This is a genomic window from Streptomyces sp. PsTaAH-137 (assembly GCF_003259365.1).
Taxonomy (GTDB): Bacteria; Actinomycetota; Actinomycetes; order Streptomycetales; family Streptomycetaceae; genus Streptomyces.
The window spans coordinates 1-19,398 of the sequence record NZ_QLLY01000002.1 but is presented as its reverse complement, the minus strand read 5'-3'; the positions used below and the strand labels follow the sequence as shown (position 1 = coordinate 19,398).

The window sequence follows — 19,398 nt, the reverse complement described above, 5'->3', positions numbered from 1 at the left end:
TTTTGCGGAATGCAGACGTCCGGGTGTTTCCGTGATCGCGTGGGGTAACCGGGCGTTTCTCCATCCTGAACTCTCGGTGAGCGGGGGCGGAAGCACCCGCGGAAAGGCGGTCCGATGCGCATCGCGCGGACAGTCGCAGCGTGCATGGTCGCAGGCATATCCGTCACCGGCCTCGCCGCGTGCGGCGGCGGGGACGACGGCGACGACGCGTTCAAGGGGGACAGCGCGGACCAGATCGCCGACAAGGCGGTGGCCGCCACGCGCAAGGCCGAGTCCCTGCACATGAAGGGCAAGGTGAGCCAGAGCGGCGGCGAGTCGATGGTCATCGACCTCGCGGTCGACCAGGAGAAGAACTGCCAGGGCACGGTGACCATGTCGGGCGCGAAGGCCGAGGTCAGGCACGTGAAGGCGGTGTTCTACCTGAAGGGCGACGAGCAGTACTGGCGCACCAGCCTCAAGCAGCAGCCCGGCGCCGACAAGATCGTGCCGAAGGTCGCCGACAAGTGGGTCAAGGTCCCCGCCCAGGACAACCAGATCACCGGCCTGTGCGACAAGCAGGGCCTGCTCGCCGCGATGGACGAGGACAAGTCCGAGCGCAAGGGCATGAAGAAGGGCGACACGAGCACCGTCGACGGGACGAAGGCGCTGGCCCTGCACAAGAGCAAGGGGGACGAGAAGTCGACCCTCTACGTCGCCGCCGAGGGCGAGCCCTACATCCTCAAGGTGACCACCACCGGCGGCAGCGAGCCGGAGACGACCACGTTCTCCGACTTCGGCAAGCCGGTGAAGCCGGAGCAGCCCGCGGCCGGGGACACGGTCGACCTGAAGCAGCTCGCGGCCCAGTAGTCACCGGTGTGTCGGCGCGTCGGGTCGCCGGGTTTAGGGGCATCGGCCCCGGTTATCCGGAAGTTCGCTGCCAAGCGCTTCCCCGATTCCCCGACGACTGCGAGATGCCGACGTGACCGACACACCGGATGTGACCGACACACCGACCGATACACCGAGCGACGCACCGACCGACACATCGGCCGACACATCGTCCGAGCCGGAGGGCGCCGCCCAGGGCCCGTCGGAGGACCGGAAGACCCGGTTCACCGTGCTGGTGGCACTCGGCGCGAATCTGCTGATCGCCGTCGCCAAGGCGGTCGGCGGACTCTTCGCCGGGTCCCCCGCGCTGCTGTCCGAGGCGGCCCACTCGGTCGCCGACAGCCTCAACGAGGTGTTCCTGCTCGCCGCGCTGCGCCGCAGCCGGCGCCCCGCGGACCGCCAACACCCCTTCGGCTACGGCAAGGAGCGGTTCTTCTGGTCGCTCCTCGCCGCCGTCGGAATCTTCGTCATGGGCGGCTGCTTCTCCTTCTTCCAGGCGTACGAGGCGTTCACCCAAGGCGGCGCCGAGGAGTCGAAGAGCGGGTTCGTCGTCGGGCTCGTGGTGCTGGGCGTCGCCTTCCTCGCGGAGGGCACCTCGCTGGCCCGCGCCGTGCACCAGGTCCGCAAGCAGCCCGGCGAGGGCATCGGCGAGGACCCGACGCTGCGCACGGTGCTCGCCGAGGACGCCACCGCCGTCATCGGCGTCGTCCTCGCGGCCGCGGGTCTGGTGCTGCACAGGACGACGGGCCACATCGAGTGGGAGGCGACCGCGTCCCTGATCATCGGCGTGCTGCTGGTGTTCGTCGCCTACCGCCTCGGGACCAGCGCGCGCGACCAGCTGATCGGCGAGGGCGACCCGAAGCTGCACCACGCCATTTATGAACTGCTCGACGACCAGCCGGAGATCGAGGCCGTTGCGGCCCTGCACATCATGCGCCTCGGGATGGACTCGACGCTGGTCGCGGCCCGCGTGGACCTGGTGCCCGGCCTGGAGAGCGAGCAGCTGGAGCTGGTCAGCGAGCGCATCAAGCGCACGGTGCACGAGCGCTGGCCGGAGGCCGACCAGATGTTCCTCGACGTGGTCGAGGCGCCGACGGGGGAGTGGCGGAGCCCGGCGGAGAGCGCCCGCGCGAACTGACCGCACGGACGTCGGCCCGCACCGAAAAGGCTCTGCGCCGCCCGTTCGAACGGGCGGCGCAGAGCCTTGGGAGGAGAAGGCGCGCGGGGTATTACTCGGCGGCCATCAGGCCGGCACGGAGCTTGCCCACCACCTTGGTGATCAGGCGGGAGACGTGCATCTGCGAGTAGCCGAGCTCGTCCGCGATGTCCTGCTGCGTGCGCTCCTCGACGAAGCGCAGGTGGATCAGGCGACGGTCACGCTCGTCCAGATCGGCGACCAGCGGCGCCAGGGAGTGGAAGTTCTCGACGAGTTCGAAGCGGTCCTCGTCGACGCCGATGAAGTCGGCGAGCATGGTGTCGGACTCGTCGTCCGACCCGTTGACCGCCGCGTCGAGGGAGACGCTGTTGTAGCCGTTGGACGCCTTCTGCGCCTCGGCGACCTCCGACACGTCGAGCTGCATCAGCTCGGCCAGCTCGGCCGTCGAGGGCGAGCGGCCCAGCCGGGTGTGCAGCTCCTCCGTGGCCTTGGAGAGCTCTATCCGCGCCTCCTGGAGCCGGCGCGGCACGTGCACGGCCCACGAGGTGTCGCGGAAGAAGCGCTTGATCTCGCCGACGATGTAAGGAACGGCGAAGGAGGTGAACTCGACCTCGCGGGTCAGCTCGAACCGGTCGATCGCCTTGATCAGGCCGATCGTGCCGACCTGGACGATGTCCTCCATCTCCTCCTGGCCGCGGTGCTTGAAGCGCGAGGCCGCGTACCGCACCAGGGAGAGGTTCATCTCGATGAGCACATTGCGCACGTAGCTGTACTCGTGCGTGCCCTCTTCGAGCTGGGTGAGCCGGTCGAAGAAGTGCTTGCCCAGCTCGCGGGCGTCCTTCGGCCGCACGGAGGCGGGATCGGCGTAGGCGCGCTCGATCAGACTCGCCTCGACCTGATCGGCCGTGATGTGCGCCTGTTCGTGAACTGCCACGGTACTCATTGCCGCCAGTCCTGCCTCTCGTCGTGTGAACAAATCTCCCCGCACGCCTGCGGTTACCCCCGTCTCTTGCGTACATACATACGATACGGCGAGTCTTGTGGCGGCCTTCCACGGCGTGCGCCGCCTGCGCGGGCGCGGGCGGCGGCCGGTCCCTGCTGGTCCGACCCCATCTCCTTCGCCAACGCCACGGTTTCTGGATGCGGTTGATGGTCCCGCGATCGAAGTGTGTGGATTTTGTGTGCAGGGCGGCCCGAAGTCGCGTGCGGCGGTGTGCCGGTGAGCTGAGCCCGGCGCCCGGAAAATCGGGCGGCAAGGGCGGAGGCCGACGGTTACGGTGCCTCCATGCCCGTACCGACCGACGACAAGGCCGCCGCCGACCCCGCCTTCCTCGACCGTCTCGCCGACATCCTGGCCGCCCTCCCCGGAGTCCACGCCGTCGCCCTCGGCGGCTCCCGCGCCCAGGGCACCCACACGCCCGACAGCGACTGGGACACCGCCGTCTACTACAGGGGGAGCGAGGGGCTGTTCGCGCCGCGGCATCTGCGAGCGGCCGGCTGGGAGGGGGAGGCGACCGAGATCGGCGGCTGGGGCGGCGGGGTCTTCAACGGCGGGGGCTGGTTCGACGTCGAGGGGCGCCGCGTCGACGTGCACTACCGGGACCTCGACGACATCGAGCGGATCCTGGCCGACGCCGAGGAGGGGCGGTTCCGGGTGGAGTCGCTGATGTTCCACCTCGCGGGAATCCCGAGCTACCTCGTCGTCGCCGAGCTTGCCGTCAACCGCGTCCTGCGCGGCACGGCGCCGCGACCCGACGGCTACCCGGACGCGCTGCGCCGCACCGCGCCCGAGGAGTGGTGGGGGCGCGCCCGGATCACCCTGCACTACGCGCGCGTCGGGAACGCGCCGAAGGGTGGGCGGACCGAGGTCGTCGGGGCCGTCGCCGTCGCCGCGATGTCGGCCGCGCACGCGGTGCTCGCCGCGCGCGGGGAGTGGGTGACCAACGAGAAGCGGCTGCTGGAGCGGGCCGGGCTGCGCGCCGTCGACGCCATCGTCACCGACCCCGGCCTCGGGCTCGTCGAACTCGTCGACCGGGCCGAGGAGCTGCTGGCCGCCGCCGTCGCCGAAGCCCTTCAGACGGTGCCCGAAGCTCCCAAGGGATAGGCGCGCACGTCCCGCCACGGGGTTCCGGCGCCGTCCGACACGATCAGCCGCACCTCGGTGACCGCCGCCCGGAGCGGGAGACGCGGAGTGAAGTCGGCGTCGGGGAGGCCGTCGGTGCCGTCGCCGCTCGCCAGGGTCAGATGCGGGTCGAGCCCGTCGTCGCCGAAGACCCCGCGATAGGGGACCGCTTCCGGCCACTTCTGCCGCAGGGCCTTCGTGAGCGCGCGCAGCGGGTCGGCGGGGGACGGCGCCATATAGAGGACGCCCGGCCAGCGGGACAGCCCGTCGAACGTGAGGGTGAAGGCCGGGACCGCCGAGAACAGACCACGCAGCGCCCCGTCCGTCTCCCCGGTGATCCGTGGCAGCGGCAGGAACGGATAGAGGACCGTCACATGCGCCCGCGCCGGGGTGCGGACCAGGTGGTCGGCCTCGGGGACGTGGATCGTGAGCGCCGTGTCGCCGGGCGCGTCCGGCCAGCCGTCGGCGGATTCGTCAGGGGGCGGTGTGGGCACGGTCAAGTGTCACATTGCGGAAATGCGGGCGTTCCTTCCCCTCCATGAACTGCCGTTACCGTAGAAGGACCAGTTCAGGTCTGGCCGATGTCGTCCGGTACCCCCGTGTACGACAGGAGCCCGTCTTGCCCCGCCGCCCGCTTCCCCCGTGGCTCGGCCACGCCCTGCGCGCCCAGCACGCCCCGGTCCCGTGGCCCGCCGTCGTGCGCGGCGCGCTCGCCGCGGGTCCGCTGCTGCTGGCCGGTGTCCTCGCCGGAAGCCCGTCCAGCGGCGTCCTCCTCGCCCTCGGCGCCATGCTCGCCGGAGTCAACGACCGGCCGGGACCCCGGCTCGCCGCCCTCACCCGGCTCGGCGGGCCCGCGCTCGCCGGCGGCGCGGGCATGGTCGTCGGAACGGCCCTCAGCACCTTCGCGGGAGGCGGCGCCGGGTTCGGGTACGGGGTGGTGATCGTCGCCGCGTTCACCCTGCTCGGACTCGTCGGCGGGGCGTTCAGCGCCGTCGGACCCGTCGCGTCCGCCGCCGGTACGCAACTCCTGGTGACCGTCGCCATCGGCGCCGGGATGCCGCTGCCGGAGGCCGGATGGCAGCGGGCGCTGCTCTTCGTGGGCGGCGCCGCGTGGCTGATCGCCCTGCGCGTCGCCCTGCCCTCGCCTGCCGTACGCCGGAGCCCCGGCCTCGGATACCTCTACGACGGTGAGCGCTTCGCCGTCGCCGCCGTGTACGACGCCGTGGCCCAGCTCATCGAGGCTGCCGGCACGACCGACGCCCGGGCCCGCCGCGCCGCCCTGACCGCCGCGCTCGACCAGGCGCAGGACGCCCTGCGCGGCGACGGCGCCGCGGCCCGGCGGCTGCGGGCGCAGTACGTCGCCGCGCTGCCGCTCGCCGAGGCCGCCACCGCGCTGGCCTGGGCCGGGAACACCGTGCCCGAGCGGGCCGCGGAAGGGCCGCGCCGGCTCGCCGCCGCCGTGCGGACCGGGTCCGCGGTGGGGCCGCTGCCCGCGCCCACCCGCTGCGAGGCGGGGCTGCGCGCGCTCGACGAGGCGCTGCTGCGGGCCGCCGAGGTGTTCGACGGTGGCCGGGCACCCGCCCAGCCGCGCCGTGGGAACAGCCCGCGAACGGTGCTCGGCAGGGCGGCCGGGCCCGGCGGGCGCGAGTACGGGGTCCGCGTCGGGCTCTCCTTCGGGGCCAGCGCCGCCGTCGCCCAGGCCCTGCACCCGCTGCACTGGTACTGGCTGCCCGCCACCGCCGTCTTCCTCGTCAAGCCCGACCTGGGGCCGCTCGCCTCGCGCGCCCTGTGCCGGGCCGCCGGAACCGTCGCGGGCGCCGCCGCGTTCGCCGGACTCGCCGCGCTGCTGCCCCACCCGGGCGGGCTCGTCGCGCTCGTGGCGCTGTGCGGGGCGCTGATCCCCGTGGCCACCCGGCACTTCGCCGCGCAGACCGCGGTCGTCACCGTGCTCGTGCTGTCCCTCGTGATGGCGGGCGGGGAGCCGCAGGCGTCGGTGGGCCGGATCACCGAGACGCTGCTCGCCTGCGCCATCGTGCTGGTCGCCGGGCACCTTCCGGGGCCCGGCGCCCACCGCGGCGGCGGCGTACGGGTGCGGGTCGCCGTCGCGCGCGAGGCCGCCCAGGCCTACGTACGGCACGTTCTGAGCGAGGACTCCGGGCGGCCGCAGGACCGGGCCAGGCGGTGGGCGCTGCGCCGCGAGGCGTACCGGACGCTGGCCCAGGCCCGGGCCGCCGTCGAGCTCGCCGCCGCGGAACTGCCCGTCGTGGCCCGGCACTCGGACGGGGCGCACCGGGTGACCGTCGTCCTGGAACGGCTCGTCGACACCACCACCGCGTGCGCGGTCCAGGTCGACGACACCGGACGCGTCCCGCCGCAGTGCGCCGAACGGATCGACGGGATCCTCGCGGAACTGGCCGCCTGACCGCCGGGAGCCGGGCGTCCTCCGGAAGGAGAGCGCCCGGCCGCGTGCGTCACGGCTTGGGGAGCGCACACCCCGGTGCCGACAGGTCGATCTTGTTGCCCGCGACGACGCACGGCACGATCCCGTACGTCTCCTGCGCGTAGTTGATGCCCTGGCGCACCGTCACCTTGCCGCTCTCGTCCACCTCGCACGGGTTGTTGTCCGTGCACTGCTGGCCGTCCTCGTTACCGGTGTTGTTCACCGCGACGACCTTGCCCGTCGCCTGGTCGAGGACAGGGGAGCCGGACGTGCCGCCGATCGTCTGGCAGGCAGAGGTGTAGCGGACCGAGTCCTTCCAGGTCCACGAGCCCTCCTTCAGACGGTAGACGAAGCCGTCGATCGAGCAGTTGTACTTCTTCTTCCAGTAACCGGAGACCACGCTGATCGCCGTGCCCTGCGTCGGGTGCGCCGCCGACAGTTCCAGGGCCTTGATCCCGTACGAGCTCTCGATCTGCGCGTACGTGGAGGTGAGCTGGTAGAGCGAGACGTCCGTGTCCGTCATCGTGCCGTACGCCACCTTGCTCGCGCGCAGCGTGGCGACCTTGCTGCCGGCGGAGTTCAGGAGGCTGAACGTCCGGGACGACGCCTTGTTGACCAGGACCTCGCCCGGACCCGGGAAGCCGGACTCCAGGCAGTGGCCGTTCGACATCACCAGAGCCGGGTCCGACGCCTTGGAGTTGGGGACGCGGACGACGGAGCCGGAACAGTTGCTGAGTGCGACGGTGCCCGCGAAGGAGACCGCCGTGACTCCGGGGGCGGCGGCCGACGCGTCGTCAGCGGCCATGGCCGGAGCGGCCGTTGCGCCGATCAGTGCGACGCCGAAGACCGCGGCGGCGAGTGGCTTCTTCATGTGGGGGGTCCTCTCCCGTGCCGAGAGTGGTGCATGGGTGGGGTGTACCTCTGCCGTGTTGGCATGAGCATTGTGATGGCGTACGGCTCAGCGGACAACAGTGCGTTCTCAGCGGACGCGGTTTCCGAGGGCCCCGGGACTCCTCGAAGATTTTCCTTGCGGGACCGATGAGTTCCGCGTGCCCGCCCGGTCACCCCCACGAGAGACCCGATCCGAGGAGGAACCATGGGGCTGCCGAAGGTGGTCACCCGCGAGGAGTGGCAGGCGGCGCGCGACGAGCTGCTCGTCCTGGAGAAGGCGGCGACCCGGGCGCGCGACGCGCTGAACACCCGGCGGCGCGAGCTGCCCATGGTGGAGATCGACAAGGCGTACGTCCTCGAAGGCCCGGACGGCAAGGCCGAACTCCTCGACCTGTTCGAGGGGCGGTCCCAACTCGTCGTCTACCACTTCATGTTCGCGCCGGAGTGGGACGCGGGCTGCGCCAGCTGCTCCGGATTCCTCGACCAGATCGGCCACCTGGCCCATCTGCGGGCCCGCGGCACGGCGTTCGCGGCGGTCTCCCGGGCCCCGTTCACCAAGATCCTGCCGTTCAAGGCACGCCTCGGCTGGACCCTGCCCTGGTACTCCTCCCATCTGAGCGACTTCAACCAGGACTTCGGCGCCACCGTCCAGGGCGAGCGGGACGGGGCGAGCGGGGACGGCGGCCTTCAGGAGCGGCCCGGGCTGAGCTGTTTCCTGCGCACGGGCGAGCGGATCTTCCACACGTACTCGGCCTTCGACCGCGGCCTGGACAACATCGGCTTCACCTCGAACCTCCTGGATCTCACCGCCCTCGGCCGGCAGGAGGCGTGGGAGAAACCGGAGGGGCGGGCGACGTCCCTCGGGGCGCCCGCGGGCAGTGCACGCGTGCGGTATCACGACGAGTACGTCGACTGACGGCCGTCCCGTACGACCTGACCTCGTCTCAACTCGGTGTCATTCTCGTCACGTTGCGAGTCCTCACCGGCCCTGTCAGCGTTCTCCTTCACACAGGGCGCCGGGACCGTACCGGAGCCCGGGCTTCAGGTACGACACGGGGGACAGGGAAGAGCGATGATCAACGGACGAGTGGTGCTGCAGCGTTTCCCGGCCGGAGGGCCCCGCGGCTCCTGGCCCGCCGAGGAGTTCGCGAACCGGTGCCGACTGGAGGGCAGGCCGGCCGAGGTGGTCATGGATCTGGCGACCGACGCGTTCCTCGTGATCGTACGAGAGGCGGCGCCGCAGCCGGTGGCCTGAGCATGGCCGGATGGTGACCTGTGCACGTCACCAACGGCGCCCGGAGCAGAGACGCGGCGCCGGTGCGCGGCTACGGTGGTGGCACCACCGGTCGTTCACGTCCTTCACGAAAAATTCGATCGGGGCCGTCCGGGCCGACAGGGCCGAACCTCGCGGACGGGGGACTCGGCGCGGGACGCCGGGAGCGGGAGCCCCGACGTCCTCGCCGGCGTGCAGCCGTCACCCGCCTGGTCCCGGTCGGCGGGCACTCCTCAGGCGCCGCTCACGACGTGCCCACCGACCGGGACCAGGCGGGTGTCGTCCCCGTCACCCGGCACAGCGCCAGATACAGCGGAATCGGCGGGGTGTAGGGCACCGCGCTCTCGGGGCAGTGGATGAGGTCCGGGACCCGCGCCGCGTCCGGCACCACGGCGCCCGCCGTGTAGCGCGCCGGAGCCGGCCATTCGAGCGCCACGTCCGAGTCCGACGGCACGAGCCACCACCAGTGCCCCTCGGCCGCGTACACACACCCCATCCGGGGCAGCCGCCGCGTCATCGCGCGGGCGAAACTCTCGGGCACGGCCACCGCGTCGCAGCCGAGCGGCGCGGTCATGCCGTCCGGCACGGTCAGACGCACGGGTGCGGGTGGATGCGGATGCGGAGTACGCCGTCGCCGGGTGAGTCCGACCAGCGAGTCCAGCTGCATCGTCCGCAAAGTGCCCGTCGTCACCACGCCCATCCGTTCCCGTTCAGCACGCTTGTCGATCGTCACCCGGCCGGTCCGGGCGGTGGTTCACACCGGCGTCAGGCCGAGGCGTCCGGTCTGTGTCGAGGCGTCGGCCTCACCAGGCCCACCCGCCTGCGCCGGGCGCGTCCGGCACGGGTCCGGGGTCCGTGCCCCCGGCGCCGGCCTGCCGCGGCAGCTCCGCCCAGACCAGCAGGCCGGGGCCGGTCTCCTGGGCGCCCCACGCCGTGGAGACCGCGGCGACCAGGAGCAGCCCTCTGCCGTGCTCCTCCTCGGGCGCGATCCGGCCGGCGGGGCTGGTGTCGCCCGGCATCCGTCCTTCGTCACGCACGCTTATACGCACGCGCTCCCCGTCTCCGTCGCCGCGCAGATCGTGCAGCTCACAGTGGATGCGGCGGCTGGCGGTGTGCACGATGGCGTTCGTGACCAGCTCCGACACGACGAGGGCCGCCGCGTCACAGGTGTCCTCGCACGCGCCCCACCCGGTCAGCTGGGTGCGCGTCATGCGCCGGGCCTGTGCGGCGGAGCCCGGGTGGGGGGCCAGCTCGAAGCTGCTGCGGCGGACCGAGAACAAGGGCGACGTACCCAAACGGTCACCGAGCGTAGCTTCGTCGGCTGCTGTTCCTAAGGGCGCGGACGGAATCACGCTTGCCACTATCGCCCCGTCGTGAACACTTGGCAAGAGCCACTCTGAAAAGTGCAGAGTGCAGTGTGCCTGGCGGAGCGGGCATGGCAGACTGCTGGCAACAGCCCGCCGCACGGCGGCTCCTGGATGCGAACCGTGTGGGAACGAACCGGTGATCGGCCTCTGAACGGCCGGTTTTCGGCTTTCCCGCACGGTCGTGCGCGTCTGGGCGCGGCTGACTTCAGACACGGGACAACGGGTCGGACGACGGGTCGGACTGCTGGGAGGGATGCGGCGTGAGTGAACCGCGGTCCGCGCCGACGGTCGGCCAGGTCGTTCTCGGGCGCCGTCTCCAGGACCTGCGCGAGGCCGCGGGCCTCAAGCGCGAGGACGCGGCGAAGGTACTCCGTGTAACCGCCGCGACGGTCCGCCGCATGGAGACCGCCGAGGTCGCGCTCAAGATTCCGTACCTCCAGATGCTCCTGAAGTCCTACGGCGTCACCGACACCGAGGCCGACGCCTTCGTGCAGCTCGCCGAGGACGCGAACAAGCCGGGCTGGTGGCAGAGGTTCCACGACATCCTGCCCGGCTGGTTCTCGATGTACGTGAGCCTGGAGGGCGCCGCGTCCCTCATCAGGTCGTACGAACCGCACTTCGTGCCCGGACTGCTGCAGACCGAGGAGTACGCGCGCGGAGTGCTGAAGTCCGGAGCGATCGGCCGCGCACTGGTCGACGACCCGGGCCTCGTCGAGCGGCACGTCGCCCTGCGCATGCAGCGCCAGGCCCTGCTCACCCGGGAGGACGCGCCGCGTCTGTGGATGGTCATGGACGAGACGGCGCTGCGCCGCCCGGTCGGCGACGCGGCGGTGATGCGCGGCCAGCTCGACCGGCTGCTCGACGTCACCGAGCTGCCGAACGTGACGCTCCAGGTCGCCCAGTTCGCGTCCGGGCCGCACCCGGGCACCTACGGACCCTTCGTGCTGTTCCGGTTCGCCGTGCCGGAACTGCCCGACATGGTCTACAGCGAGTACCTGACCGGCGCCGTCTATCTCGACGCGCGCCCCGAGGTGGCCACCCACCTGGAGGTCATGGACCGCATGGCGGCACATGCCGCAACCGCACCACGCACAAAGGAGATCCTCAGCGATCTCCGCAAGGAGCTGTGAATGGACCAGATCAAGGACCGGATACGAGGAGTCGACGGAGAGCCGGTCTACAACGGCATGCCCGCGCGTGACCTCGGCGGCGAAGGCTGGCACAAGCCCTGGAGCGGTGGCAACGGCGGCAACTGCCTCGAAGCGATGAAGCTGGCCGACGGCCGGGTCGCCGTCCGCCAGTCCTCCGACCCGGACGGTCCGGCACTGATCTACACGCTCAGCGAGATCTCCGCGTTCATCGAGGGGGCCAAGGCCGGGGCCGCGGACTTTCTGCTGTCCTGAACCGGGCTCCCTCCGCTGCCGCGCCGAGTGGACCGGTGCCGATCGCCGGGTTCGCTCGGTGCGTCGGCTCCCGGGGTTCGCTTCCCGGGTCGGTGCCGCTCGCCGAGTCGGGCTCCGCGGGTCGGCTCAGCCCACTCGCTCCAGCACTTCGCACAACGCCTCGACGGCCGCTCCGTAGGCCCGCTCGGCCGCCGCCGCACAGCCGACGACCAGGCCGTCGCCGCCCGGATCGTGGCCCGTGTCCCCGTCCCCGCCCGTGGCCTCCGGGTGCCGGAACGCCGTCAGCCCCTCCACCGCGATGCCCCGCGCCCGCGCGGCGAGGAGCACCTCCCGCTCCCGCCCGGAGGGCAACCGCACCACGGCGTGCAGCCCCGCCGCGACCCCGCCCACCTCGGCCCACGGCGCCCGCTCGGCCAGCGCCCTCACCAGCAGATCCCGGCGCGCCCGGTAACGCTGCCGCATCCTCCGTACATGCCGGTCGTACGCCCCTGACGCCAGGAACTCGGCGAGCGCCAACTGGTCGAGCGCGCTCGCCCATTGCTCCCGCTCGCCCTTGGCCGCGACGACATCCCGCACCAGATGTCCCGGCAGCACCATCCACCCCAGCCGCAGCGCGGGGGAGAGGCTCTTGCTCACCGACCCGACGTACACGACGTGCTCGGGATCGAGGCCCTGCACCGCCCCGACGGGCTTGCGGTCGTAGCGGAACTCCCCGTCGTAGTCGTCCTCCAGCACAAGACCGCCGCGCCCGCGCGCCCAGTCCACCACGGCGGCCCGCCGCTCCGGGTGCAACGGCCCGCCGGTGGGGAACTGGTGCGCCGGGGTGAGCAGCACCCCGCGCACACCACTCCCGAGCGCGCTCAACTCCGCCACCCGCGCCCCGTGTTCGTCGACCGTGAGCGGAACCGTCCGCACCCCCGCCCCGTGCAGCAGCTCACGGTGGAACGACAGCCCGTACTCCTCCACCGCGAGCGGCCCGCGCAGCACCTTCTCGCCGTGGAGCAGCCGCAGCGCGTGCGCGAACCCGGAGCAGACGACGATGCGTCCGGGATCGGCGCGTACTCCGCGCGAGCGGGCCAGGTACTCGGTGAGAGCGGTGCGCAGCTCGATCCGGCCCTGCGGGTCGCCGGGCCCGAAAGCGGCGGCGGGCGCGGCGTTCAGGGCCCGCCGGTACGCCGCCGCCCACGCCGCCCGGGGGAACGCCGACGCGTCCGGCGCTCCCTGCCGCAGATCGTGCGCCGGCCCCGGATCCCGTACCGGCGCATCCTCCGGCGCCCGCCCGGCCCCGCCCAGCGGCCGGGCCCGCTCCGCGACCCGTGTCCCCGAACCCTGGCGCGCGGTGAGCCAGCCCTCCGCGACGAGCTCGGCATAGGCGTCGGCGACCGTGTTGCGGGCGACCCCGAGGTCGGCGGCGAGCGCGCGGTACGGCGGCAGCCGGGTCCCGGGCGACAGCCGCCCGGACCGCACGGAGTCCCGCAACGCGTCCGCCAGCGCACCCCGCCGGCTCCCCGAACCCGGCAACTCCAGGTGCAGATCGACCCCGACGCGCTCCGCCGTGTCGACCCACGAGCCCGCCGTCGGCCCCCGCTCCGGGCCCTGCCCCGCCCCCGATCCCGTCATGAAGCCGCACCCTACAGACGGTCACTGACAACGCCCGGCCGCCGGCGTTCTCCTCATACGCCCATGGGCCGGTCGTGCGCCCCGATCGGCACCGGCAGCCGCGTCGACCCCGTCAGCCACCGGTCGACCGCCGCGGCGGCGGCCCGCCCCTCCGCGATGGCCCACACCACGAGCGACTGCCCCCGCCCCGCGTCCCCGGCGACGAACACCCCCGGCACCTCGGTCGCGAACGCGGCGTCCCGCGCGAACCCGCCCCGCTCGCCGATCCCCAGCCCCAACTGGTCCCCGAGCCCGCCGGCCCGGCGCTCCGGACCGTGGAACCCGAGCGCGATCAGCACCAGATCGGCGGGCAGCCCGCGCTCCGTCCCGACCCGCGGCCTGCGCCCCGCGTCCACCTCGACCAGATGCACCTGGCGCACATGCCCGTCCGCGTCGCCGGTGAAGCGGAGCGTCGACGCCGCGAAGAGCCGCGCGTCCGCGTCGGCGGCCGGGGCGGTCCGCAGCTCACCCGCCTCCTCGTGGGCGGCCGAAAGGCGGTACAGCTTCGGATACGTCGGCCAGGGCTCGGCCTCCTCGTCGCGCACGTCACCGGGCTGGGCGTAGATGTCCAACTGCGAGACGGACGCCGCCCGTTCCCGCACCGCCGTGCCCAGGCAGTCCGCCCCGGTGTCCCCGCCGCCGACGATGACGACGTGCTTCCCCTCCGCGGTGAGCGGCGACACCGCCAGATCGCCCTCGCCGACCCGGTTGGCGAGCGGCAGGTACTCCATCGCCTGATGAACCCCGGCCAACTCACGCCCCAGTACGTCCAGTTCACGCCAGGCCGTCGCCCCGGTGGCGACGACCACGGCGTCGTACCGGGCCCGCAGCCGGTCGGCGCCGAGATCCCGCCCGATCTCCACGGACGTACGGAACCGAACGCCCTCGGCCACCAACTGCGCCACCCTGCGATCCAGTTGGCGCTTCTCCATCTTGAAGGACGGGATCCCGTACCGCAGCAGCCCGCCCACCCGGTCGTCCCGCTCGTACACGGCGACGGTGTGCCCCGCACGCGTCAACTGCTGCGCCGCCGCGAGCCCGGCGGGCCCCGAACCGATGACGGCGACGGTCCGCCCGCTCAGCCGCTCCGGCGGCCGCGCGGCGACGAAGCCCTCGTCCCAGGCCCGGTCGGCGATCGCCACCTCCACGTTCTTGATGGTCACCGCGGGCTGGTTGATGGCGAGGACGCAGCCCGCCTCGCAGGGCGCGGGACACAGCCGCCCGGTGAACTCGGGGAAGTTGTTGGTGGCGTGCAGCCGCTCGCTCGCGGCGCGCCAGTCGTCCCGCGCGACCAACTCGTTCCACTCCGGGATCAGATTCCCCAGGGGGCACGCCTCGTGGCAGAACGGGATCCCGCAGTCCATGCACCGGTCCGCCTGCGCGCCGACGATCGGCAGCAGCCCGCCGGGGACGTAGACCTCGTCCCAGTCGCGCACCCGCTCCTCGACCGGGCGGCGCGGTGCTTCCCGGCGCGGTGTGGTGAGAAAGCCCTTGGGGTCGGCCATGGCCCTCTCCCTGCGCTGTGACCCCTTTGCGCCACGATACGTCGGGTCGGCGCGCCCTGCCCGTTCCGCCGGGCCGGGACGTCCGGGCCGCGCGCGGGCCGCGTCTCAGGTCAGAGCGAGGACGAACGCGGCCGACGCGGCGAGCGCGGCGCCGCCCCGCACGTGGTTCCACAGGGTCCACTCGCTCAGGTACCGGCGCCAGTACGCCGCGCTGCTCTCGGACTCCTCGTCACCGGCCAGCTCGGCGAGCGCGTCGTTGCGCGGGATGTTCGCCACGATGGTCACCCCGAACGATCCCGCCAGATACAGCGCACAGCCCAGCAGCAGCGCGGCCGTCCCCGGGTCCGGCCAGAGCACGAACGTCACGACCGCGATCACCGCGCACAGCAGGGCCGCACCCATGAAGACGACCATGAAGGCGGGGGTCATCGCGGCCACATTGATCGCGTTCATCGCGGCGATCCCGCGCGCGGCCGGCAACGCGCCGAGTCCGCGCATCACCAGGGTCGAGAACGCGATGAACACCCCGGCCGCGACCCCGCACCACAACGCCCCGAGCACCACCAGAACGAAGTACGGCCCCTCGATCATCCTCTGCCCCCTGGTCCGTCCCCCTGACTGTTATGTGTAGGGATCATGCCGCACATGTGCATGTAGGGGGAGCGGTTTCCGTTCATGTATGCACAGCTTCCGTATACCGAAACCATCACGTTCGATCACGCGATCATGTCGTCCGGCCCGGATCGCCGGAATCGCCGGAGTCCGTCACCTCGCCCGACCTCGCTGGATCGCACGACCCCGCTGGGTCGGCCGAGTCCATCGGGGCACCCGCACCCGCCGCCTCACCCATCGCCTCACCCGCACCCGCCGCTTCACCCGCCGTCCACCCGTCGAGCACCGCCCGCACCGTCCCGCCGACCCGACTCCGTGCCTCCCTCCGTGCCACCCCCGCCATCAGCAACCGGTCGTACGGCGTGTCCCCGTGCCGCACCGCGGCCCGCACGGCCGCCGTCACCGCACCCTCGGACAGCGCCCGCCCCGCCGCGCTCCGCCCGACCCGTCCGCTGCCGCGCAACCCGGCATGCCCGGCGATGGCCCGGGCCCGCACCTCGGGGCACCCGGGGAACAGCCGCCGGATCTCCGCCGCGAACGCCGCCACGAACCGCACGTCCTCCACCGCCCGGCGCGCCGCATCCCGCTCCCGGCGCCGCGACCGCGCCTCCGCGTCGGCCAGACATCGCGCCTCGGCCCGCGCGAGCCCGCCCTCCTCGACCAGCACCCCCTGCCGCTCGTAACGCCCCCGCCGCCGGTGGAACCGCACCACGACCGCCGAAAGCCCGCTCTCCTCCCTCGCCCGCCTGGTCAGTGCGCTGTCGCCGCGCGGCAGAAACACCAGATGACCCAGGTCCGCGCAGTCCAGACAGCGCGGCTGCCCGTCCTCGAGCACCAGCAGCGCGAGCGGCCCGCTCCGGCACGCGCCGCACCGCCGCCGCTTGACCGGCTGGAAGACAAGGGGGCCGCGCGTGACGGGAAAGGGAGGATCGACGCCGCTCATACCGACGTCATGCCCACCCCGGCCACCCGGCGACCGCTCTCGTGCCGCCCGGCATCATGGACCCTGTGCGACTCGAAGCGATCACCTGGGAACGGCTCGGCGACGCCCTCGCCGAGCGCCTGCTCGACCTGAAACCGTCAGACGGCAGCCCTTGGCCGAAGGTCGCCTTCGACGGCGCCCCGGCCGCCCGCCCCGGCGATCTCGCGGCCCGGGTCCACGAGGCGCTGCGCGTGCGCGGCCGGTCTTCGCTGGCCGTCGCGACGGACGGCTTCCTGCGTCCTGCCTCCCTCCGCTACGAGTACGGGCACGAGGACGTGGAGGCGTACTACTCCAGCTGGTTCGACACCGGCGCGCTGTGGCGCGAGGTCTTCGGTCCCCTCGAACCGGACGGCACGGGCTGCGTCCTGCCCGACCTGTGGGACCCGGCCACCGACCGCGCCACCCGCAGCGCCCCGGTCCGACTCGCGCCGGGCGGCGCCCTGTTGCTCCATGGCCCCCTCCTCCTGAACCACTGGTTCCCCTTCGACCTGACGGTCCACGTGAGCCTGTCGCCCGGCGCCCTGCGCCGCCGCACCCCCGAGCCCGACCACTGGACACTCCCGGCGTTCGCCCGCTACGACACCGAGACCGCGCCCGCCGAGAACGCCGACGTCGTCATCCGCGCCGACGACCCCCGCCACCCCGCGTGGAACGGCGGCTGACCGGCGGCCGGCCCGAGGAGCGCCCCGCCCTCACAACCACCCGTTGCGCTTGAAGCCCCGGTACACCACGAAACAGATCGCGGCGATGACGGACAGCATGAGCGGATAGCCGAACCGCCAGTGCAGCTCCGGCATGTGATCGAAGTTCATGCCGTAGATCCCGCAGCCCATCGTCGGCACCGCGACGATCGCCGCCCACGCCGTGATCTTGCGCATGTCCTCGTTCTGCGCGACCGTCACCTGCGCGAGATGGGCCTGGAGAATCGAGTTGAGCAGTTCGTCGAACGCCGCTATCTGCTCCACCGCCCGCAGCAGGTGGTCGGACACATCGCGGAAGTACGCCTGTATCTCGGGCGGCACGGCCGGGAAAGGCCGGCTCGCCAGCTCGAGCACCGGCCGGGACAGCGGCGCCACCGCCCGCTTCAACTCCAGCAGCTCCCGCTTGAGCTGGTAGATCCGGCCGGGGTCGGCCCGTGCCCCGTTCCGCGCGAAGACCTCCGTCTCGACCTCGTCGATGTCCGCCTGGACCTCGTCGATCACCGTCAGATAGTCGTCGACCACGCTGTCCCCGATGGCGTGCAGCACCGCGGCGGGGCCCTTCGCGAGCTGCTCCGGATTCGCCTCCAGCGACTCCCGCACGGGCCCGAGCGAACCGTGCCGTCCGTGCCGCACCGTGATGACGAAGTCATGGCCGACGAACACCATGATCTCGCCGGTGTCGACGACCTCGCTGGTGGCCGTCAACTCCGCGTGCTCGACGTAGCAGACCGTCTTCAGGACGGCGAACAGTGTCGTCCCGTACCGCTCGACCTTCGGCCGCTGATGCGCGTGGACCGCGTCCTCCACGGCGAGCGGGTGCAGATCGAACAGCTCCGCGATGTCGGCGAACTCCAGCTCCGACGGTTCGTGCAGACCGAGCCACACGAACCCGTCGTCGGCCTTGCGCACCGCGCGCACCGCCTCGACGAGGTCCCGCCCGCCCGTCTCCCGCCGCCCGTCGCGGTACGTCACGCAGTTGACCACCGCCGACCCGAGAGGGGAGCGCGCCGGGTGACTCAGGTCGACCCGAGGCCGTCTGCGTGCCAGACGCGCGACTCTCCGCAGACCGCCCACCCTGCGCAGGCTGCCGACCCTTCGCAGATTGCCCGCCATCGACATGCTCGGCTCCTTGCGCCGCTGTTCGTACGTGCTGGTACCTGGCCGCCGTCCTGTCGTGAGGACGACCTGGCGAGCCAGTCTGCCAGCGATCGCCGACGTCGTGTCGAGCCCTGTGGGAACGGAGCATTCCGCTCCGGTGGATCTCTGTGGAGACGTCCGCGGCCAGGTCAAATGCCCGGTATACGGAGTGAGGCTGGGATGATCGGGACATGACTCCAACCGGCGGCCACGCATACCTTCTCGACAATCAGCAGCCCGAGGCGGGCCAGCGGTTCGACGCGCTGTCGACGCTGTTCGACCCCACGACGTTCCGCCACATCGAGCGGCTCGGCATCGGATCCGGCTGGCGCTGCTGGGAGGTCGGCGCCGGCGGCACCTCGGTGGTGTCCTGGCTCGCCCGGCAGGTCGGTCCGACCGGCCGCGTGCTCGCCACCGACATCGACACGTCCTGGCAGACCAGTTCACCCCGTTCACCGGTCGAGGTGCGCCGCCACGACGTCGGCGTCGACGCCCCGCCGGCGGAGAGCTTCGACCTGATCCACGCCCGGCTCGTCCTGGTCCATGTCCCGGACCGGGAGCGGGCGCTCCAGTCGATGATCCAGGCGTTGCGTCCCGGCGGCCGTCTCCTGATCGAGGACGCCGACCCCGCACTCCAGCCACTGCTCTGCCCCGACGAGAGCGGCCCCGAACAGCAGCTGGCCAACCGCCTGCGCCACGGCTTCCGTTCCCTCCTCGCCGAGCGCGGCGCCGACCTCGGCTACGGCCGCAAACTCCCGGGCCTCCTGCGCGCGGCCGGCCTGCACCAGGTGGAGGCCGACGCGTACTTCCCCCTGACGTCCCCCGCCTGCACGGCCCTGGAAGCGGCAACCGTCGAACAGATCCGCGCCGACCTGGTCTCCGCGAACCTGGCCACGGACCCCGAGATCGACCGCCACCTGGCCAACGTGCGAGAAGGCTCGATGGACCTGGCGACGGCCCCCTTGATCTCGGCGTGGGGCAGAAAGCCGCTGTAGCACCGGGCGGGCCAATTCCGGACGGGCTCCCGGCGCCTTGAAGGGGCGCGGGGAACTGCGCGCTTAGCCGTCCACGGGCCGCGGGCGGGCGGCGTCCGGATGGGGTTCATGGTGGCAGCGCTGGCTTTCAGGGGTGCCTTGAAGGGGGCGCGGGGAACTGCGCGCCCAGCCCGCCACCACCCGCACGCGCAACACTCGCTCAGCCCCTCAACACCTGCGCCCCGCCCGCCCCAGGAAGGGGTCCAGGGGCGCAGCCCCGGTTTCGGGAAGGGGCGGGCCGGGGGACTC

Annotated in this window: 20 protein-coding genes; 10 read left to right on the top strand and 10 right to left on the bottom strand. The window is 72.5% G+C overall.

Annotated elements, in window-relative coordinates:
• Window positions 1–144: 144 nt before the first annotated feature.
• A complete protein-coding gene (locus tag K377_RS03650) occupies window positions 145–846 on the top strand; it encodes a hypothetical protein (RefSeq protein ID WP_111661664.1) in 702 nt (233 codons plus the stop codon).
• 130 nt (window positions 847–976) lie between these two features.
• On the top strand, window positions 977–2,005 hold the full coding sequence (locus tag K377_RS03645) for a cation diffusion facilitator family transporter (RefSeq protein ID WP_181512489.1): 1,029 nt from the start codon (window positions 977–979) through the stop codon (window positions 2,003–2,005).
• 91 nt (window positions 2,006–2,096) lie between these two features.
• Here K377_RS03645 and K377_RS03640 read toward each other — a convergent pair whose 3' ends face one another.
• Window positions 2,097–2,966, bottom strand: a complete 870-nt coding sequence (locus K377_RS03640) for a SigB/SigF/SigG family RNA polymerase sigma factor (RefSeq protein ID WP_111661662.1) — start codon at window positions 2,964–2,966, stop codon at window positions 2,097–2,099.
• Between the two features lie 342 nt (window positions 2,967–3,308).
• Between K377_RS03640 and K377_RS03635 the strand changes: the two genes are divergently transcribed.
• Entirely contained in the window at window positions 3,309–4,127 is an 819-nt protein-coding gene (locus tag K377_RS03635; protein ID WP_111661661.1) for a nucleotidyltransferase domain-containing protein, read from the top strand.
• On the opposite strand, the gene K377_RS03630 is transcribed toward K377_RS03635, so the two are convergent.
• Complete coding sequence (locus K377_RS03630) at window positions 4,097–4,639, bottom strand: 2'-5' RNA ligase family protein (RefSeq protein WP_111662160.1); 543 nt, start codon at window positions 4,637–4,639, stop codon at window positions 4,097–4,099. The two genes, K377_RS03635 and K377_RS03630, sit on opposite strands and share 31 nt — an antisense overlap.
• 125 nt (window positions 4,640–4,764) lie before the next feature.
• Here K377_RS03630 and K377_RS03625 point away from each other — a divergent pair, with 125 nt between their 5' ends.
• Window positions 4,765–6,567 carry an FUSC family protein gene (locus K377_RS03625; RefSeq protein ID WP_237551510.1) on the top strand — a complete coding sequence of 601 codons (1,803 nt, stop codon included), beginning with the start codon at window positions 4,765–4,767 and terminating at the stop codon, window positions 6,565–6,567.
• 49 nt (window positions 6,568–6,616) lie between these two features.
• Here the strand turns inward: K377_RS03625 and K377_RS03620 are convergent, their stop codons facing one another.
• On the bottom strand, window positions 6,617–7,456 hold the full coding sequence (locus tag K377_RS03620; protein ID WP_111661659.1) for a serine protease: 840 nt from the start codon (window positions 7,454–7,456) through the stop codon (window positions 6,617–6,619).
• A gap of 225 nt (window positions 7,457–7,681) precedes the next feature.
• On the opposite strand from K377_RS03620, the gene K377_RS03615 reads away from it, so the two are divergent.
• Both K377_RS03615 and K377_RS03610 read left to right on the top strand, forming a co-directional pair.
• Window positions 7,682–8,392, top strand: a complete 711-nt coding sequence (locus tag K377_RS03615; protein ID WP_111661658.1) for a DUF899 domain-containing protein — start codon at window positions 7,682–7,684, stop codon at window positions 8,390–8,392.
• Between the two features lie 156 nt (window positions 8,393–8,548).
• Window positions 8,549–8,731, top strand: coding sequence for a hypothetical protein (locus K377_RS03610; RefSeq protein ID WP_111661657.1), 183 nt, complete (start codon window positions 8,549–8,551; stop codon window positions 8,729–8,731).
• A 262-nt stretch (window positions 8,732–8,993) separates the two neighbouring features.
• On the opposite strand, the gene K377_RS03605 is transcribed toward K377_RS03610, so the two are convergent.
• Window positions 8,994–9,449, bottom strand: a complete 456-nt coding sequence (locus K377_RS03605; RefSeq protein WP_111662159.1) for a hypothetical protein — start codon at window positions 9,447–9,449, stop codon at window positions 8,994–8,996.
• Window positions 9,450–9,552: 103 nt separating this feature from the next.
• The gene (locus K377_RS03600; protein WP_309252208.1) at window positions 9,553–10,044 is read right to left on the bottom strand and encodes an ATP-binding protein; all 492 of its coding nucleotides are present in this window, start codon (window positions 10,042–10,044) and stop codon (window positions 9,553–9,555) included.
• A 332-nt stretch (window positions 10,045–10,376) separates the two neighbouring features.
• Here K377_RS03600 and K377_RS03595 point away from each other — a divergent pair, with 332 nt between their 5' ends.
• Window positions 10,377–11,246 (top strand): helix-turn-helix transcriptional regulator, encoded by an 870-nt coding sequence (locus K377_RS03595; protein ID WP_111661656.1) that lies wholly within the window; start codon window positions 10,377–10,379, stop codon window positions 11,244–11,246.
• Window positions 11,247–11,519, top strand: a complete 273-nt coding sequence (locus tag K377_RS03590; RefSeq protein WP_111661655.1) for a DUF397 domain-containing protein — start codon at window positions 11,247–11,249, stop codon at window positions 11,517–11,519. It begins immediately after the preceding gene.
• 126 nt (window positions 11,520–11,645) lie between these two features.
• Here the strand turns inward: K377_RS03590 and K377_RS03585 are convergent, their stop codons facing one another.
• From K377_RS03585 to K377_RS03570, 4 genes are all read right to left on the bottom strand, one after another.
• Window positions 11,646–13,139, bottom strand: coding sequence for a PLP-dependent aminotransferase family protein (locus tag K377_RS03585; RefSeq protein WP_111661654.1), 1,494 nt, complete (start codon window positions 13,137–13,139; stop codon window positions 11,646–11,648).
• Window positions 13,140–13,192: 53 nt separating this feature from the next.
• Window positions 13,193–14,683 (bottom strand): glutamate synthase subunit beta, encoded by a 1,491-nt coding sequence (locus K377_RS03580; protein ID WP_111661653.1) that lies wholly within the window; start codon window positions 14,681–14,683, stop codon window positions 13,193–13,195.
• Window positions 14,684–14,788: 105 nt separating this feature from the next.
• Window positions 14,789–15,274, bottom strand: coding sequence for a DUF1772 domain-containing protein (locus tag K377_RS03575; RefSeq protein ID WP_111661652.1), 486 nt, complete (start codon window positions 15,272–15,274; stop codon window positions 14,789–14,791).
• Window positions 15,275–15,407: 133 nt separating this feature from the next.
• The gene (locus K377_RS03570) at window positions 15,408–16,238 is read right to left on the bottom strand and encodes a DUF2293 domain-containing protein (protein ID WP_111661651.1); all 831 of its coding nucleotides are present in this window, start codon (window positions 16,236–16,238) and stop codon (window positions 15,408–15,410) included.
• A gap of 56 nt (window positions 16,239–16,294) precedes the next feature.
• Here K377_RS03570 and K377_RS03565 point away from each other — a divergent pair, with 56 nt between their 5' ends.
• Window positions 16,295–16,939, top strand: coding sequence for a uridine kinase (locus K377_RS03565; protein WP_111662157.1), 645 nt, complete (start codon window positions 16,295–16,297; stop codon window positions 16,937–16,939).
• 30 nt (window positions 16,940–16,969) lie between these two features.
• On the opposite strand, the gene K377_RS03560 is transcribed toward K377_RS03565, so the two are convergent.
• Entirely contained in the window at window positions 16,970–18,097 is a 1,128-nt protein-coding gene (locus K377_RS03560; RefSeq protein ID WP_111661650.1) for a magnesium and cobalt transport protein CorA, read from the bottom strand.
• A 209-nt stretch (window positions 18,098–18,306) separates the two neighbouring features.
• Between K377_RS03560 and K377_RS03555 the strand changes: the two genes are divergently transcribed.
• Entirely contained in the window at window positions 18,307–19,110 is an 804-nt protein-coding gene (locus tag K377_RS03555) for a class I SAM-dependent methyltransferase (RefSeq protein ID WP_111661649.1), read from the top strand.
• The last annotated feature ends 288 nt before the right edge of the window (window positions 19,111–19,398 follow it).

Bases quoted from the DNA above. Each gene is read 5' to 3' on its own strand.
- K377_RS03575 (WP_111661652.1), bottom strand. From the start codon at position 15,274: ATGATCGAGGGGCCGTACTTCGTTCTGGTGGTGCTCGGGGCGTTGTGG.
- K377_RS03610 (WP_111661657.1), top strand. From the start codon at position 8,549: ATGATCAACGGACGAGTGGTGCTGCAGCGTTTCCCGGCCGGAGGGCCC.
- K377_RS03605 (WP_111662159.1), bottom strand. From the start codon at position 9,449: ATGGGCGTGGTGACGACGGGCACTTTGCGGACGATGCAGCTGGACTCG.
- K377_RS03590 (WP_111661655.1), top strand. From the start codon at position 11,247: ATGGACCAGATCAAGGACCGGATACGAGGAGTCGACGGAGAGCCGGTC.
- K377_RS03620 (WP_111661659.1), bottom strand. From the start codon at position 7,456: ATGAAGAAGCCACTCGCCGCCGCGGTCTTCGGCGTCGCACTGATCGGC.
- K377_RS03560 (WP_111661650.1), bottom strand. From the start codon at position 18,097: ATGTCGATGGCGGGCAATCTGCGAAGGGTCGGCAGCCTGCGCAGGGTG.
- K377_RS03565 (WP_111662157.1), top strand. From the start codon at position 16,295: ATGGACCCTGTGCGACTCGAAGCGATCACCTGGGAACGGCTCGGCGAC.
- K377_RS03640 (WP_111661662.1), bottom strand. From the start codon at position 2,966: ATGAGTACCGTGGCAGTTCACGAACAGGCGCACATCACGGCCGATCAG.
- K377_RS03570 (WP_111661651.1), bottom strand. From the start codon at position 16,238: ATGAGCGGCGTCGATCCTCCCTTTCCCGTCACGCGCGGCCCCCTTGTC.
- K377_RS03585 (WP_111661654.1), bottom strand. From the start codon at position 13,139: ATGACGGGATCGGGGGCGGGGCAGGGCCCGGAGCGGGGGCCGACGGCG.
- K377_RS03635 (WP_111661661.1), top strand. From the start codon at position 3,309: ATGCCCGTACCGACCGACGACAAGGCCGCCGCCGACCCCGCCTTCCTC.
- K377_RS03555 (WP_111661649.1), top strand. From the start codon at position 18,307: ATGACTCCAACCGGCGGCCACGCATACCTTCTCGACAATCAGCAGCCC.
- K377_RS03650 (WP_111661664.1), top strand. From the start codon at position 145: ATGGTCGCAGGCATATCCGTCACCGGCCTCGCCGCGTGCGGCGGCGGG.
- K377_RS03580 (WP_111661653.1), bottom strand. From the start codon at position 14,683: ATGGCCGACCCCAAGGGCTTTCTCACCACACCGCGCCGGGAAGCACCG.
- K377_RS03615 (WP_111661658.1), top strand. From the start codon at position 7,682: ATGGGGCTGCCGAAGGTGGTCACCCGCGAGGAGTGGCAGGCGGCGCGC.